A 14,556-nucleotide genomic window follows, 5' to 3' on the forward strand; every position below is an offset into this window, starting at 1 on the left:
TTATCAGGAAGGCTGGATTGCTTCATCAATACCCGGCGTCAGAGTACGCCAGGAAATGAATATCCAGCCCTCTTCCGGAGAAATAAACGCTGCCGAACTTGTTTCAGTTATGGAACTGAAAACACCGGTTGTACTTCCCCGGACATCACTAATTCAGAAATGGAGAGTTATCATGAAAAATATCGTATTAGCATCTTTGCTGGGCTTTGGTTTAATTTCATCGGCCTGGGCCACTGAAACCGTGAATATCCATGATCGCGTCAACAATGCACAGGCTCCTGCTCACCAGATGCAGTCTGCTGCGGCTCCTGTCGGGATCCAGGGGACTGCTCCTCGTATGACCGGTATGGACCAGCATGAACAGGCCATTATTGCTCATGAGACCATGACGAACGGCTCGGCGGATGCGCACCAGAAAATGGTGGAAAGTCATCAGAAGATGATGGGAAATAACACGGTATCCACGACCGTCCCGTCAACGTCTTACGCGGCGATGAATGAGCATGAAAGAGCAGCGGTTGCCCATGAATTCATGAATAACGGGCAATCCGGCCCACATCAGGCCATGGCCGAAGCGCACCGCCGCATGATCAATGCAGGCTGAATGCGACGGTAGTATCCGTGCTGTTACCTTTTCCCTGATAGATTTTCCTGAAACAACGTTGCTACATTTTTGCCCCCCGTCAGAGGGCTTTTTTGTCTGACTCAGCTACACTTAACCGGTACCTGTCTGAAAGGAATTATTATATGAAAATCAAAAACACCCTTTTTGTAATATTAATGTTATCCCTGCCAGCCATTTCTGCTGAACATTCGGAAATGAAAATGTCAGATATGCACTCATCGGCATCATCACAGGAATATATGGCTGGCATGAAAAATATGCATGAAAAAATGATGGCCGCCGTTAATGAATCCAATCCCGATAAGGCCTTTGCAAAAGGTATGATCGCACACCATGAAGGGGCAATCGCAATGGCTGAGACCGAGCTCAAATACGGAAAAGATCCCGAAATGAGAAAGCTTGCGCAGGACATCATTAAAGCTCAAAAAGGTGAAATTGAGCAGATGAATAAATGGCTTGACAGTCATAAATAATGAACACTGGAGTGTTGTCTTGCGCACCCTCTTAGGGTACCCCCGGACACGAAAATATATAGCACTTAACTAATTAAAAACCCGAATAATTTCGGGTTTTTAATGTAACTTTCTTTTCTGAACGGAAATAATAGTCATACAATTTAATTTTCTTGTAATTACTCCTACTTTTAATCAGGTACTGGACGATGGATAACGACTCCCGCCTGAGAGGGAAAATCCGTCTGGTTACCTGGCGCTATACTTAACCGATTGATCGACATGCCATGCTGGTAAAATATTAAAATCCTCCCCCATAAATCTGAACCACATGACAGGATTGATAGTCAGGCAGTATTTCACATTCATTGCTAAAAAATAAAAATAAGCATGCATCTTCTCGAAGATTAATTACCTTCCATCTTGTAAAAAAGAATCAAATCCTCTAATAATATCTCGATTCCCGCTTTTTTTAATACATCTTTCCGCTCGGCATATATTTTCCTCAACATATCTTCAAACCCCTTGCCAAGATGAATTTGTTTATGGCAGTTGCAACATAGTGATATGATATTCTCTTCCACATCCAGTGAATGGCTTTGTTGAATAAATCAGATTTCGGGTAAGTCTCCCCCGTAGCGGGTTGTGTTTTCAGGCAATACGCACGCTTTCAGGCATACCTGCTTTCGTCATTTTGTTCAGCGCTCGTACCAGGGCCATAGCCTCCGCAACCTGACCATCGTAGTCACGCAGCGTCAGTGAACCCCCGAACAGCTGTTTTACCCGGTACATCGCCGTTTCCGCTATCGAGCGACGGTTGTAATCTGTTGTCCATTTCCACCGCGCATTACTCCCGGTCATTCGCTGATTAGCCACTGCACGGTTACGGTCTGCATATTCACCGGGACAGTAACCCGCACCTTTTCGGGGAGGGATAAGCGCGCTGATTTTCTTACGCCGCAGTTCATCGTGACATAGCCGGGTATCGTAAGCGCCATCGGCGGCGGCTGACCTGATTTTCCGGTGGGTTTGCCGGATTAACCCGGGGAAGGCCTCTGAGTCCGTAACGTTGTTCAGCGACAGGTCAGCGCAGATGATTTCATGTGTTTTACTGTCAACGGCGAGATGCAGCTTACGCCAGATACGGCGGCGTTCCTGGCCATGCTTTTTGACTTTCCACTCGCCTTCACCGAAGACCTTCAGCCCGGTGGAATCAATTACCAGGTGTGCGATTTCACCCCGGGTGGGCGTTTTGAAACTGACATTAACCGACTTTGCCCGCCTGCTGACACAGCTGTAATCCGGGCAGCGTAGCGGAACGTTCATCAGAGAAAAAATGGAATCAATAAAGCCCTGCGCAGCGCGCAGGGTCAGCCTGAATACGCGTTTAATGACCAGCACAGTCGTGATGGCAAGGTTAGAATAGCGCTGAGGTCTGCCTCGTGAAGAAGGCGCTGCCGACTCATACCAGGCCTGAATAGCTTCATCATCCAGCCAGAAAGTTATGGAGCCACGGTTGATGAGGGCTTTATTGTAGGTGGGCCAGTTGGTGATTTTGAACTTTTGCTTTGCCACGGAACGGTCTGCGTTGTCGGGAAGATGCGTGATCTGATCCTTCAACTCAGCAAAAGTTCGATTTATTCAACAAAGCCGTGATGAGTTACTGGGTGAAGGCAAACGTAGTACTGATGATCGGAAAAATGTGCCTTATTCCGTATTTATGACACCGCCCCTGTCCAGGGTTGGTATGACAGAAGAACAAGCCAGAGAGAGTGGTGCTGATATTCAGGTGGTGACATTGCCTGTAGCTGCAATTCCGCGCGCCAGAGTGATGAACGATACCCGTGGGGTATTAAAAGCGATTGTTGATAATAAAACCCAACGTATATTAGGGGCATCACTGCTGTGTATTGACTCCCACGAGATGATCAATATAGTGAAAATGGTGATGGATGCCGGGCTGCCTTATAGCATATTACGCGATCAGATATTTACTCATCCGTCGATGAGCGAATCACTCAATGATCTATTTTCATTAGTCAAATAAACTCAAAATCAGACGCCAGAACAAATATTCTGGCGTCTCAGAGAAAAGAATCTTATTAATTCTCTGTTACTCTATAACTTCTTAATCACTTCATTGATGGTATTTTATATGTTTAAAAAATCGGTGATGCTGCCAACTTAATGATTTAGTGTATGATGGTGTTTTTGAGGTGCTCCAGTGGCTTCTGTTTCTATCAGCTGTCCCTCCTGTTCAGCTACTGACGGGGTGGTGCGTAACGGCAAAAGCACCGCCGGACATCAGCGCTATCTCTGCTCTCACTGCCGTAAAACATGGCAACTGCAGTTCACTTACACCGCTTCTCAACCCGGTACGCACCAGAAAATCATTGATATGGCCATGAATGGCGTTGGATGCCGGGCAACCGCCCGCATTATGGGCGTTGGCCTCAACACGATTTTACGTCACTTAAAAAACTCAGGCCGCAGTCGGTAACCTCGCGCATACAGCCGGGCAGTGACGTCATCGTCTGCGCGGAAATGGACGAACAGTGGGGATACGTCGGGGCTAAATCGCGCCAGCGCTGGCTGTTTTACGCGTATGACAGGCTCCGGAAGACGGTTTGCGCACGTATTCGGTGAACGCACTATGGCGACGCTGGGGCGTCTTATGAGCCTGCTGTCACCCTTTGACGTGGTGATATGGATGACGGATGGCTGGCCGCTGTATGAATCCCGCCTGAAGGGAAAGCTGCACGTAATCAGCAAGCGATATACGCAGCGAATTGAGCGGCATAACCTGAATCTGAGGCAGCACCTGGCACGGCTGGGACGGAAGTCGCTGTCGCTCACAAAATCGGTGGAGCTGCATGACAAAGTCATCGGGCATTATCTGAACATAAAACACTATCAATAATTTTGAGTCATTACCCAGTTAGCAATAACCCCCGCTTGCGGGGGCCATACCCACCAGGAGCAAACGCAGAAAGCCCGAGATACTTCTGCTGTACCGGGGGCTGGCGACATTTCAGGCAACACTCATAGTTGACATCCTCCCCGCCCTAAAGGGCGGGGAGGATGTCAATAATAGCAGACCACATCATGATGTCATTCTGACCGACAGATGCCAGAAGCAGAGGATCCATCCCATTTTATACCTACCTTATAACACTTAGAAAAACAACATGTTAAAAATGTTTATTGGAAACAATTTTATTTCCAATTGTAATGATAACCATTCTCATATTAATATGGCTACGTGATAATTAACTTTTGATGCACTCCGCATGTCTGACCGTGCCACTTCCACAGCTTCCTTAACGTTCGAGTCGCTTTATGGCACCCATCACGGCTGGTTGAAAAGTTGGCTGACGCGCAAACTCCAGTCTGCCTTTGATGCAGATGACATTGCCCAGGACACTTTTTTGCGGGTAATGAGCAGCGAAACGCTCTCGACGATCCGCGATCCTCGCTCTTTCCTGTGCACTATCGCCAAACGCGTGATGGTGGACCTGTTTCGCCGAAACGCGCTGGAAAAAGCGTATCTGGAGATGCTGGCGCTTATGCCGGAGGGGGTAGCGCCTTCACCTGAGGAACGCGAAAGCCAGCTCGAGACCCTACAACTCGTCGACAGCATGCTGGACGGGCTAAACGGAAAAACACGTGAAGCGTTTCTGCTTTCGCAACTGGATGGCCTGACATACAGCGAGATTGCGCACAAACTCGGTGTTTCCGTCAGCTCCGTGAAAAAATACGTGGCGAAAGCCGTCGAGCACTGCCTGCTGTTTCGTCTGGAGCATGGGTTATGAATCCTTCGTTAACCGATTCCCGCCGTCAGGCGCTGCGTTCAGCTTCCCACTGGTATGCCGTGCTAAGCGGCGAGCGCGTCAGCCCACAACAGGAAGCGCGCTGGCAACAGTGGTATGAACAGGATCAGGATAACCAGTGGGCCTGGCAGCAGGTTGAAAACCTGCGCAACCAGCTTGGCGGTGTGCCTGGCGACGTTGCCAGCCGGGCGCTGCACGATACCCGCCTCACCCGCCGTCACGTGATGAAAGGATTACTGCTGTTGCTCGGCGCTGGCGGAGGCTGGCAACTCTGGCAGTCGGAAACCGGCGAAGGTCTGCGGGCAGATTACCGCACCGCCAAAGGCGCAGTCAGCCGTCAGCAACTGGAAGATGGCTCCCTGCTCACGCTGAATACCCAAAGCGCGGCGGATGTGCGTTTTGATGCGCATCAGCGCACCGTCCGGCTCTGGTACGGTGAAATCGCCATTACTACCGCGAAAGATGCGCAGCAACGCCCCTTCCGCGTCCTGACCCGTCAGGGCCAACTCACCGCTTTAGGGACAGAATTTACCGTCCGCCAGCAGGATAATTTCACGCAGCTTGACGTGCAGCAGCACGCCGTGGAAGTGCTTCTCGCCAGTGCCCCCGCGCAAAAACGCATCGTGAACGCTGGTGAAAGCCTGCAGTTCAGCGCCTCTGAGTTTGGCGCAGTGAAACCGCTGGATGACGAGAGTACAAGCTGGACGAAGGGCATCCTGAGCTTCAGCGATAAACCGCTGGGTGAGGTGATAGCCACGCTAAGCCGTTACCGCAACGGCGTGCTGCGCTGCGATCCCGCCGTTGCCGGGCTGCGCCTGAGCGGGACGTTCCCGCTGAAAAATACCGATGCGATCCTGAACGTTATCGCTCAAACGCTTCCCGTTAAAATTCAGTCTATTACGCGGTACTGGATAAACATTTCACCGCTGTAAGAAAAATAATTCTCATTTCGATTGTCCTTTTTACCCTTCTCGTTCGACTCATAGCTGAACACAACAAAAATGATGATGGAGAAGGTATGACGCCGTTACGCGTTTTTCGTAAAACAACACCTTTGGTTAACGCCATTCGCCTGAGCCTGCTGCCGCTGGCCGGTCTCTCGTTTTCCGCTTTTGCTGCACAGGTTGATATCGCACCGGGATCGCTCGACAAAGCGCTCAATCAGTATGCCGCACACAGCGGAATTACCCTCTCGGTTGACGCCAGCCTGACGCGCGGCAAGCAGAGCAACGGCCTGCACGGAGATTACGACGTCGAGAGCGGCCTGCAACAACTGCTGGACGGCAGCGGACTGCAGGTAAAACCGCTGAGAAATAACAGCTGGACGCTGGAGACCGCGCCCGCGCCAAAAGAAGATGCCCTGACCGTGGTCGGCGACTGGCTGGGCGATGCGCGTGAAAACGACGTATTTGAACATGCTGGCGCGCGTGACGTGATCCGCCGTGAGGATTTCGCCAAAACCGGCGCAACCACCATGCGTGAGGTGCTTAACCGCATCCCTGGCGTCAGCGCGCCGGAAAACAACGGCACCGGCAGCCACGACCTGGCGATGAACTTTGGCATCCGGGGCCTGAACCCACGCCTCGCCAGCCGCTCGACCGTCCTGATGGACGGCATCCCCGTCCCCTTTGCCCCTTACGGTCAGCCGCAGCTTTCACTGGCTCCCGTTTCGCTCGGCAACATGGATGCCATTGACGTGGTGCGCGGTGGTGGTGCGGTGCGTTACGGACCGCAGAGCGTGGGCGGCGTGGTGAACTTTGTTACCCGCGCCATTCCGCAGGACTTTGGTATCGAGGCGGGGGTGGAAGGTCAGCTCAGCCCAACCTCTTCACAAAACAACCCGAAAGAGACGCACAACCTGATGGTGGGCGGCACAGCGGACAACGGTTTTGGCACCGCGCTGCTCTACTCCGGCACGCGCGGCAGTGACTGGCGCGAGCACAGCGCCACCCGCATCGACGACCTGATGCTGAAAAGCAAATATGCGCCGAATGAGGTGCACACCTTCAACAGCCTGCTGCAATATTACGATGGTGAAGCCGACATGCCCGGCGGCCTGTCCCGCGCGGATTACGACGCCGATCGCTGGCAATCCACCCGCCCGTATGACCGCTTCTGGGGCCGTCGCAAGCTGGCGAGCCTGGGCTACCAGTTCCAGCCGGACAGCCAGCATAAATTCAACATTCAGGGGTTCTACACCCAAACCCTGCGCAGCGGCTACCTGGAGCAAGGCAAACGCATCACCCTCTCGCCGCGTAACTACTGGGTGCGCGGTATTGAGCCACGCTACAGCCAGAGCTTTATGATCGGCCCTTCCGCGCACGAAGTGGGCGTGGGCTATCGCTATGTGAATGAATCAACGCATGAAATGCGTTACTACACCGCCACCAGCAGCGGGCAGTTGCCGTCCGGCTCAAGCCCTTACGACCGCGACACGCGTTCCGGCACCGAGGCGCACGCCTGGTATCTGGATGACAAAATCGACATCGGCAACTGGACCATCACGCCGGGTATGCGTTTCGAACATATCGAGTCATACCAGAACAACGCCATCAAAGGCACGCACGAAGAGGTGAGCTATAACGCACCGCTTCCGGCGTTGAACGTGCTCTATCACCTGACTGATAGCTGGAATCTTTATGCAAACACTGAAGGCTCGTTCGGCACCGTACAGTACAGCCAGATTGGCAAGGCTGTGCAAAGCGGCAATGTGGAACCGGAAAAAGCGCGAACCTGGGAACTCGGTACCCGCTACGATGACGGCGCGCTGACGGCGGAAATGGGGCTGTTCCTGATTAACTTTAACAATCAGTACGACTCCAACCAGACCAACGACACCGTCACTGCACGTGGCAAAACGCGCCATACCGGGCTGGAAACGCAGGCACGTTACGACCTGGGTACGCTAACGCCAACGCTTGATAACGTTTCCGTCTACGCCAGCTATGCGTATGTGAACGCGGAAATCCGCGAGAAAGGCGACACCTATGGCAATCAGGTGCCATTCTCCCCGAAACATAAAGGCACGCTGGGCGTGGACTACAAGCCGGGCAACTGGACGTTCAATCTGAACAGCGATTTCCAGTCCAGCCAGTTTGCGGATAACGCCAATACGGTGAAAGAGAGCGCCGACGGCAGTACCGGCCGCATTCCCGGCTTCATGCTCTGGGGCGCACGCGTGGCGTATGACTTTGGCCCGCAGATGGCAGATCTGAACCTGGCGTTCGGTGTGAAAAACATCTTCGACCAGGACTACTTCATCCGCTCTTATGACGACAACAACAAAGGCATCTACGCAGGCCAGCCGCGCACGCTGTATATGCAGGGGTCGTTGAAGTTCTGATGTGTTAACGCCCGGCTTGCCGGGCTTTTAGCTGGAATGTGACTATGTTGGCATTTATCCGTTTTCTTTTTGCAGGCCTGCTGCTGGTGATCGGCCACGCCTTTGCCGCCACGGTTCAGGACGAACACGGCACGTTTACACTCGATAAAACGCCACAACGGATTGTGGTGCTGGAACTCTCGTTCGCCGATGCGCTGGCCGCCGTGGACGTCAGCCCGATCGGTATTGCCGACGATAACGATGCAAAACGCATCCTGCCCGAAGTGCGTGCGCACCTGAAACCGTGGCAGTCCGTCGGAACGCGCGCGCAGCCGAGCCTGGAAGCCATTGCTGCCCTGAAACCAGACCTGATCATTGCCGACAGCAGTCGCCATGCGGGGATTTACACTGCCTTGCAGCAAATCGCGCCGGTACTGCTGCTTAAGTCCCGCAACGAAACCTACGCTGAAAATTTGCACTCAGCGGCTATCATCGGCGAAGTGGTAGGTAAAAAACGAGAGATGCAGGCGCGTCTGGAACAACATAAAGAGAAGATGGCGCAGTGGTCCAGCCAGCTTCCCACAGGGACACGCGTGGCCTTTGGCACATCACGCGAACAGCTATTCAACCTGCATACCCAGGAGACCTGGACCGGCAGCGTGCTGGCTTCTCTGGGGCTGAACGTTCCCGCTGCGATGGCGGGCGCGTCCATGCCGTCCATCGGCCTGGAGCAACTGCTGGCGGTCAATCCTGCCTGGCTGCTGGTTGCCCACTATCGCGAAGAGAGCATTGTTAAACGCTGGCAACAAGATCCGCTCTGGCAGATATTAACCGCCGCGCAGAAGCAGCAGGTTGCTTCAGTCGACAGTAACGCCTGGGCGCGGATGCGCGGTATTTTTGCCGCAGAGCGTATTGCCGCTGACACGGTAAAAATCTTCCACCATCAGCCGCTTACCGATGTGAAATGACCGCGCTAAAACACCCGGTGCTGCTGTGGGGGCTTCCCGTTGCAGTACTTATTATTATTTTCTGGCTGAGTCTGTTTTGCTACTCGGCCATTCCTGTTTCCGGAGCAGACGCAATCCGCGCCCTGCTGCCTGGACACACGCCAACGCTACCAGAAGCGCTGGTGCAAAACCTTCGTTTGCCGCGAAGCCTGGTCGCCGTTCTGATCGGCGCAAGCCTGGCGCTCGCGGGCACGCTGCTGCAAACCCTGACCCACAACCCAATGGCCTCTCCTTCACTGCTCGGCATTAACAGCGGCGCGGCGCTGGCTATGGCGCTTACCAGCGCGCTGAGTCCGACGCCGGTTGCAGGCTATTCCCTGTCGTTCATCGCGGCATGCGGGGGCGGCGTGAGCTGGCTGCTGGTCATGACCGCAGGAGGCGGGTTTCGTCATACCCAGGACAGAAACAAACTGATCCTCGCGGGTATCGCGCTGTCGGCCTTTTGTATGGCCCTGACCCGCATCACCCTGCTGCTGGCCGAAGATCATGCTTACGGCATCTTTTACTGGCTGGCAGGCGGAGTGTCCCACGCCCACTGGCAGGATGTCTGGCAGCTCTTGCCGGTGGTGGTCACTGCAGTCCCTGTCGTGTTGCTGCTGGCGAATCAACTGAACCTGCTCAACGTCAGCGACAGTACCGCCCATACGCTGGGAGTGAACCTGCCGAGACTACGTTTGATCATCAATATGTTAGTGCTGCTTCTGGTTGGCGCGTGCGTCAGTGTGGCAGGTCCGGTGGCGTTTATCGGCCTGCTGGTGCCACATCTGGCGCGCTTCTGGGCAGGCTTCGATCAGCGCAACGTACTGCCGGTGAGCATGCTGCTGGGGGCCACGCTGATGCTGATGGCAGATGTACTCGCACGCGCGCTGGCCTTCCCCGGCGATCTGCCCGCAGGCGCAGTGCTGGCGCTGATTGGCAGTCCTTGCTTTGTCTGGCTGGTGAGGAGGCGAGGATGAAAATTGCGCTGGTCATTTTCATCACCCTTGCCCTGGCAGGTTGTGCGCTGTTATCACTCCATATGGGGGTGATCCCCGTGCCGTGGCGCGCGCTGCTGACCGACTGGCAGGACGGACGCGAGCATTATTATGTATTGATGGAGTACCGACTGCCGCGCTTGCTGCTGGCACTGTTTGTCGGTGCAGCCCTCGCCGTGGCGGGCGTGCTGGTACAGGGGATTGTGCGTAACCCGCTAGCATCACCGGATATTCTCGGCATTAACCATGCTGCCAGCCTTGCCTCTGTGGGAGCACTGCTTCTTATGCCATCACTATCCGTGATGGTGCTGCCGCTGCTGGCCTTTGCGGGCGGTATGGCGGGGTTGATCTTGCTGAAGATGCTGGCAAAGACCCACCAGCCGATGAAGCTGGCGCTCACCGGCGTGGCGCTTTCCGCCTGCTGGGCGAGCCTGACGGATTACCTGATGCTCCTGCACCCGCAGGATGTAAACAGTGCCCTGCTGTGGCTGACGGGTAGCTTATGGGGGCGCGACTGGCACTTTGTGAAGATTGCCGTGCCGTTGCTCATTCTGTTTTTGCCGCTGAGCCTGCGCTTTTGTCGCGATCTCGACCTGCTGGCGCTGGGCGATGCACGAGCAGCCACGCTCGGCGTGTCGGTTCAGCGCACCCGGTTCCAGGGGCTGATGCTGGCTGTCGCGATGACAGCAACCGGCGTGGCCGTCTGTGGCCCGATAAGTTTTATTGGTCTCGTCGTGCCGCACATGGTGCGCAGGATCGCCGGCGGGCGTCACCGCTGGCTGATGCCCGTTTCGGCCCTGACGGGCGCGTTGTTGCTGGTCATTGCCGATCTGCTGGCACGAATCATTCATCCGCCGCTGGAGCTTCCGGCAGGCGTGCTGACCGCCATTATCGGCGCACCGTGGTTTGTCTGGCTGCTTGTGAGAATGCGATAAATGAGATTACGTACTGAAAATCTGACCGTCAGCTATGGCGCACAAACCGTGCTGGATGGACTTTCTCTCGCCCTGCCTGCCGGAAAAATCACGGCCCTGCTCGGCCCTAACGGTTGCGGGAAATCGACGCTGTTGAACTGTTTTTCTCGCCTGTTAACACCAGACTCTGGCGAGATATTGCTTGATGAAAAACCCATAGCCGGTTTTTCCGCCCGCCAGCTGGCTCGCCGCCTGGCTTTACTGCCGCAACACCATTTATCCCCCGAGGGGATCACTGTACGGGAACTGGTTTCCTACGGCCGCAGCCCGTGGCTGTCGTTGTGGGGGCGACTCTCCGCGGAAGACAACGAGCGGGTCAACGTGGCAATGAGTCAGACCCGGACGCGCAATCTGGCTGACCGCAGGTTAACCCAGCTTTCCGGCGGCCAGCGCCAGCGTGCGTTTCTGGCGATGGTGCTGGCACAGGATACCCCACTCATTCTTCTTGATGAGCCTACGACCTACCTCGATATCAATCATCAGGTTGAACTGATGCGCCTGATGGTTGAACTCAAAAGGCAGGGGAAAACCGTAGTGACGGTACTCCACGATCTGAATCAGGCCAGCCGCTATTGCGATCATCTGGTGGTACTGGCAAGCGGTCGCGTGATGGCGCAAGGTGCTCCGGAAGCAGTGATGAAACCAGAGCTTCTAAAGACGGTGTTCAGCGTAGAAGCGGAAATCCATCCCGAACCGGTATCTGGCAGACCCATGTGTGTGGTGAAGTAGTCTGGCGAAGTCATAAGGATCATCACAGGACAGATAAAGGAAGTGATAACCACCTGCCAACAGGCACCAAAATCTGGCTGGTTGCCGGTATCACCGACATGCGCAACGGCTTCAATGGTCTCGCCGCAAAGGTGCAGACGATGCTGAAAGATGACCCGATATCCGGCCATGTCTTCATCTTCCGGGGCCGCAGCGGCAGTAAGGTCAAACTGCTGTGGTCCACCGGCGACGGGCTGTGCCTGCTGACCAAACGGCTGGAACGCGGCCGCTTCGCCTGGCCCTCTGCCCGCGATGGCAAAGTGTTCCTGACCCCGGCGCAGCTGGCAATGCTTCTGGAAGGCATCGACTGGCGGCAGCCTAAAAGACTGCTTACGTCCCTGACCATGTTGTAGGCCTCTTTATCCTGGTTGTCGTTGAATAAGCCTGGTAAAATGCGGGCTTATGAACAACACCTCCCCCTGACGACATCCTTCTGCTGAAACAGCGCCTGTCCGAACAGGAAGCGCTGAACCGCGCCCTGCTGGAAAAGCAGGCCGACCGGGAGCGCGAAATAGACCATCTGCAGGCGCAGCTGGATAAGCTTCGCCGGATGAACTTCGGCAGTCGTTCTGAATAAATCTCCCGCCGCATCGCGCAGATAGAAGCCGACCTGAACCGGCTTCAGACAGAAAGCGATACGCTGACGGGTCGGGTTGCCGATACGGGCCGGGCCCCGTATCGTTTTAACCCTGAATATTCCTCGCAGATATTGTTTCGGGTTTTCCGGTATACCAGCCCTGAACTAGGTAACCGGGGCCAAGAGAACGGACGAATTCAAACTGTCCTGGCGTTTCCACCCCTTCAAACACCAGTGGTTTGCCAGTACCACGTAACCCTTTCACCACAGAAACAAGTAGCGCTCGCTTCACCGGGTCATCAATATTGGCAATAAAAATACGGTCTATTTTTATCTCATCGAAATCCAGTACCGTCAGCCATTCAATATGGGGGCCGCTTGGCAAACGGAATCTATGGTCACTCCCGTTTTTGCAACACCGATTTTGACGATAAATTGGCTTGCTTGAATCTATCCGGCGTCTGAATGGGATTTTATTCCCGCGCCTCGATGAGTTCCGCGCCTGATGAACCTCCAGAAAATATACGGCTTCAATGAGCCTTTCCGTTTTACAGGTTCCTCAACAGGCCGGTGGGCCGTTAGTATCATCAATATCAGTATTCGCAAAACCAGATCAGTGATTCTTTAAACCGGTGTATTTCTGCCGTTATGCTACATAAGTTTGCTGTCGTGCCGTTAGGGCCCAGGCTATTCTGGCCAGCTTGTTTGCCAGAGCACAAGTGACGACAAAGTTGCTTTTCCTACACAGTAGATCCCTGACCCAATCGGCCAATTTGCCAGACTGGTGTTCCAGTTTTTGTATGAATACCCTGGCACATTGAACCAACAAAGTTCGGATCTTTTTGTTACCTCGCTTACTAATTCCCAGCAATGTCGTCCGACCTCCCGTGCTGTACTGTCGAGGCACTAGCCCTGTTGCCGCCGCAAAGTCACGACTGCTGGCGTACTGCTTCCCGTCGCCAATCTCAGTTGAAATAGTACTCGCTGTCAGTGTTCCGACGCAGGGAATGCTCAGCAAGCGCTGTCCAATCTCATCTTCGTCCAACTTTCGTTTCAACTGGGATTCCAAATCTTTAATCTGCTCAACAAGATAGTGATAATGCTGTTGTAATTTCAGCAATAACTGGCTGAGGTATAGAGGCAAACTATTGTCCTCAAGAAGGGTACTCAGTCGGCTAATAACGGCAGCTCCTCGTGGAACGCTGATGCCAAATTCCAGCAGAAAAGCATGCATCTGATTGGTTGTTTTTACCTTATCCTGAACCAGGGATTCACGGACACGATGCAGCGCACGCATTGCCTGCTGAGATTCAGTTCTGGGCTGTACAAAACGCATAGACGGACGCGATGCAGCTTCACAAATAGCTTCGGCGTCGACAAAGTCGTTTTTGTTACTTTTAACGAATGGACGGACAAATTGTGGTGATATCAGCTTAGGAAAATGCCCCAACTCTTCCAACTTGCGTGCCATAAAGTGAGAGCCACCACAGGCTTCCATTGCGATGGTTGTAGCGGGGCATGTCGCCAAAAATTCGATTAACTTTGGCCGTGTAAATTTTTTACGGTAAACAGCCTTGCCGCGACGATCCTGGCAATGAATATGGAAAGAGTTTTTACCCAGATCGATACCAATGAGCGCAATGTTTTCCATGATAGTTCTCCGAATGAAAGCCTGTCCTCAGCATAGTACCGGGAAGGAGGGAGTGACCATCTCATTAAATATCCTACGTTAAGCCTGTTTTTTGAGCTGGCATGGCGGGCAGCTATGAGCGAAGTATAGTCATTCGCCCTATCTCTTTTGTCGCACTTTCAACAAGGGGGTCGCTTGGAAAGCGGAACGAGGTCAGTCTCCGCCCGGACTGCTCAGCTCTTTAAACAGCAAAAGAGAGGCATCTTATGAGAAGGGATTGTTCAGTATGTCAGGGCAGACTGCTTTTTCATCCGCAGGTACTGAGGGTAAATGCTCAATTCCGGTACGATTCTTACTCTATAGCCAGACAGAATTCAGCATTGTGCTGAACCCGAAT

The 14,556-nt window shown here is 53.8% G+C and carries 14 protein-coding genes and 4 pseudogenes; 14 read left to right on the forward strand and 4 right to left on the reverse strand.

The features are described from left to right. Positions 1-172: 172 nt before the first annotated feature. Both silE and copM read left to right on the forward strand, forming a co-directional pair. Positions 173-604, forward strand: a complete 432-nt coding sequence (gene silE, locus ACQG2Q_RS21555; RefSeq protein ID WP_000790483.1) for a silver-binding protein SilE — start codon at positions 173-175, stop codon at positions 602-604. Positions 605-747: 143 nt separating this feature from the next. Then, positions 748-1,098, forward strand: coding sequence for a CopM family metallochaperone (copM, locus tag ACQG2Q_RS21560; protein ID WP_000694953.1), 351 nt, complete (start codon positions 748-750; stop codon positions 1,096-1,098). 386 nt (positions 1,099-1,484) lie between these two features. On the opposite strand, the pseudogene ACQG2Q_RS21565 reads toward copM, so the two are convergent. Beyond that, positions 1,485-1,673: pseudogene (locus tag ACQG2Q_RS21565) on the reverse strand (HNH endonuclease); the annotation flags it as partial. A 55-nt stretch (positions 1,674-1,728) separates the two neighbouring features. Then, a complete protein-coding gene (locus tag ACQG2Q_RS21570) occupies positions 1,729-2,697 on the reverse strand; it encodes an IS5-like element IS903B family transposase (RefSeq protein WP_021242128.1) in 969 nt (322 codons plus the stop codon). 31 nt (positions 2,698-2,728) lie between these two features. On the opposite strand from ACQG2Q_RS21570, the pseudogene ACQG2Q_RS21575 reads away from it, so the two are divergent. The 12 genes and pseudogenes from ACQG2Q_RS21575 to ACQG2Q_RS21630 form a co-directional block, all read left to right on the forward strand. Beyond that, a pseudogene (locus ACQG2Q_RS21575) lies at positions 2,729-3,124 on the forward strand (pyridine nucleotide-disulfide oxidoreductase); the annotation flags it as partial. A gap of 177 nt (positions 3,125-3,301) precedes the next feature. Then, positions 3,302-3,577 (forward strand): IS1-like element transposase, encoded by a 276-nt coding sequence (locus ACQG2Q_RS21580; RefSeq protein ID WP_000179213.1) that lies wholly within the window; start codon positions 3,302-3,304, stop codon positions 3,575-3,577. A 44-nt stretch (positions 3,578-3,621) separates the two neighbouring features. Beyond that, positions 3,622-3,997: pseudogene (locus ACQG2Q_RS21585) on the forward strand (IS1 family transposase). Between the two features lie 370 nt (positions 3,998-4,367). Then, complete coding sequence (gene fecI / locus ACQG2Q_RS21590) at positions 4,368-4,889, forward strand: RNA polymerase sigma factor FecI (protein ID WP_016151347.1); 522 nt, start codon at positions 4,368-4,370, stop codon at positions 4,887-4,889. Beyond that, positions 4,886-5,839, forward strand: coding sequence for a ferric citrate uptake sigma factor regulator FecR (gene fecR / locus ACQG2Q_RS21595; protein WP_004118237.1), 954 nt, complete (start codon positions 4,886-4,888; stop codon positions 5,837-5,839). The genes fecI and fecR overlap by 4 nt, the downstream gene beginning before the upstream one ends. An 86-nt stretch (positions 5,840-5,925) precedes the next feature. Further along, positions 5,926-8,250, forward strand: coding sequence for a TonB-dependent Fe(3+) dicitrate receptor FecA (gene fecA / locus ACQG2Q_RS21600; protein WP_007898891.1), 2,325 nt, complete (start codon positions 5,926-5,928; stop codon positions 8,248-8,250). Between the two features lie 44 nt (positions 8,251-8,294). Next, the gene (gene fecB / locus ACQG2Q_RS21605) at positions 8,295-9,197 is read left to right on the forward strand and encodes a Fe(3+) dicitrate ABC transporter substrate-binding protein FecB (protein WP_007898890.1); all 903 of its coding nucleotides are present in this window, start codon (positions 8,295-8,297) and stop codon (positions 9,195-9,197) included. Next, positions 9,194-10,192 carry an iron-dicitrate ABC transporter permease FecC gene (gene fecC, locus ACQG2Q_RS21610; RefSeq protein ID WP_004118243.1) on the forward strand — a complete coding sequence of 333 codons (999 nt, stop codon included), beginning with the start codon at positions 9,194-9,196 and terminating at the stop codon, positions 10,190-10,192. The genes fecB and fecC overlap by 4 nt, the downstream gene beginning before the upstream one ends. Continuing rightward, complete coding sequence (fecD, locus tag ACQG2Q_RS21615; protein WP_004118246.1) at positions 10,189-11,145, forward strand: Fe(3+) dicitrate ABC transporter permease subunit FecD; 957 nt, start codon at positions 10,189-10,191, stop codon at positions 11,143-11,145. Before fecC ends, fecD begins: the two co-directional genes overlap by 4 nt. Then, the gene (fecE, locus tag ACQG2Q_RS21620) at positions 11,146-11,913 is read left to right on the forward strand and encodes a Fe(3+) dicitrate ABC transporter ATP-binding protein FecE (protein ID WP_004152282.1); all 768 of its coding nucleotides are present in this window, start codon (positions 11,146-11,148) and stop codon (positions 11,911-11,913) included. It begins immediately after the preceding gene. A 53-nt stretch (positions 11,914-11,966) separates the two neighbouring features. Beyond that, entirely contained in the window at positions 11,967-12,305 is a 339-nt protein-coding gene (tnpB, locus tag ACQG2Q_RS21625) for an IS66 family insertion sequence element accessory protein TnpB (protein ID WP_028018554.1), read from the forward strand. A gap of 49 nt (positions 12,306-12,354) precedes the next feature. Next, positions 12,355-12,613 (forward strand): annotated as a pseudogene (locus tag ACQG2Q_RS21630) (IS66 family transposase); the annotation flags it as partial. A gap of 22 nt (positions 12,614-12,635) precedes the next feature. On the opposite strand, the gene ACQG2Q_RS21635 reads toward ACQG2Q_RS21630, so the two are convergent. Then, positions 12,636-12,914 carry an EAL domain-containing protein gene (locus ACQG2Q_RS21635; protein WP_074133831.1) on the reverse strand — a complete coding sequence of 93 codons (279 nt, stop codon included), beginning with the start codon at positions 12,912-12,914 and terminating at the stop codon, positions 12,636-12,638. Between the two features lie 261 nt (positions 12,915-13,175). Continuing rightward, entirely contained in the window at positions 13,176-14,180 is a 1,005-nt protein-coding gene (locus ACQG2Q_RS21640) for an IS110-like element IS4321 family transposase (RefSeq protein WP_000427620.1), read from the reverse strand. Between the last annotated feature and the right edge of the window lie 376 nt (positions 14,181-14,556).

Source organism: Enterobacter cloacae complex sp. 370H10, from assembly GCF_050031535.1.
GTDB classification, from domain to species: Bacteria; Pseudomonadota; Gammaproteobacteria; order Enterobacterales; family Enterobacteriaceae; genus Enterobacter; species Enterobacter intestinihominis.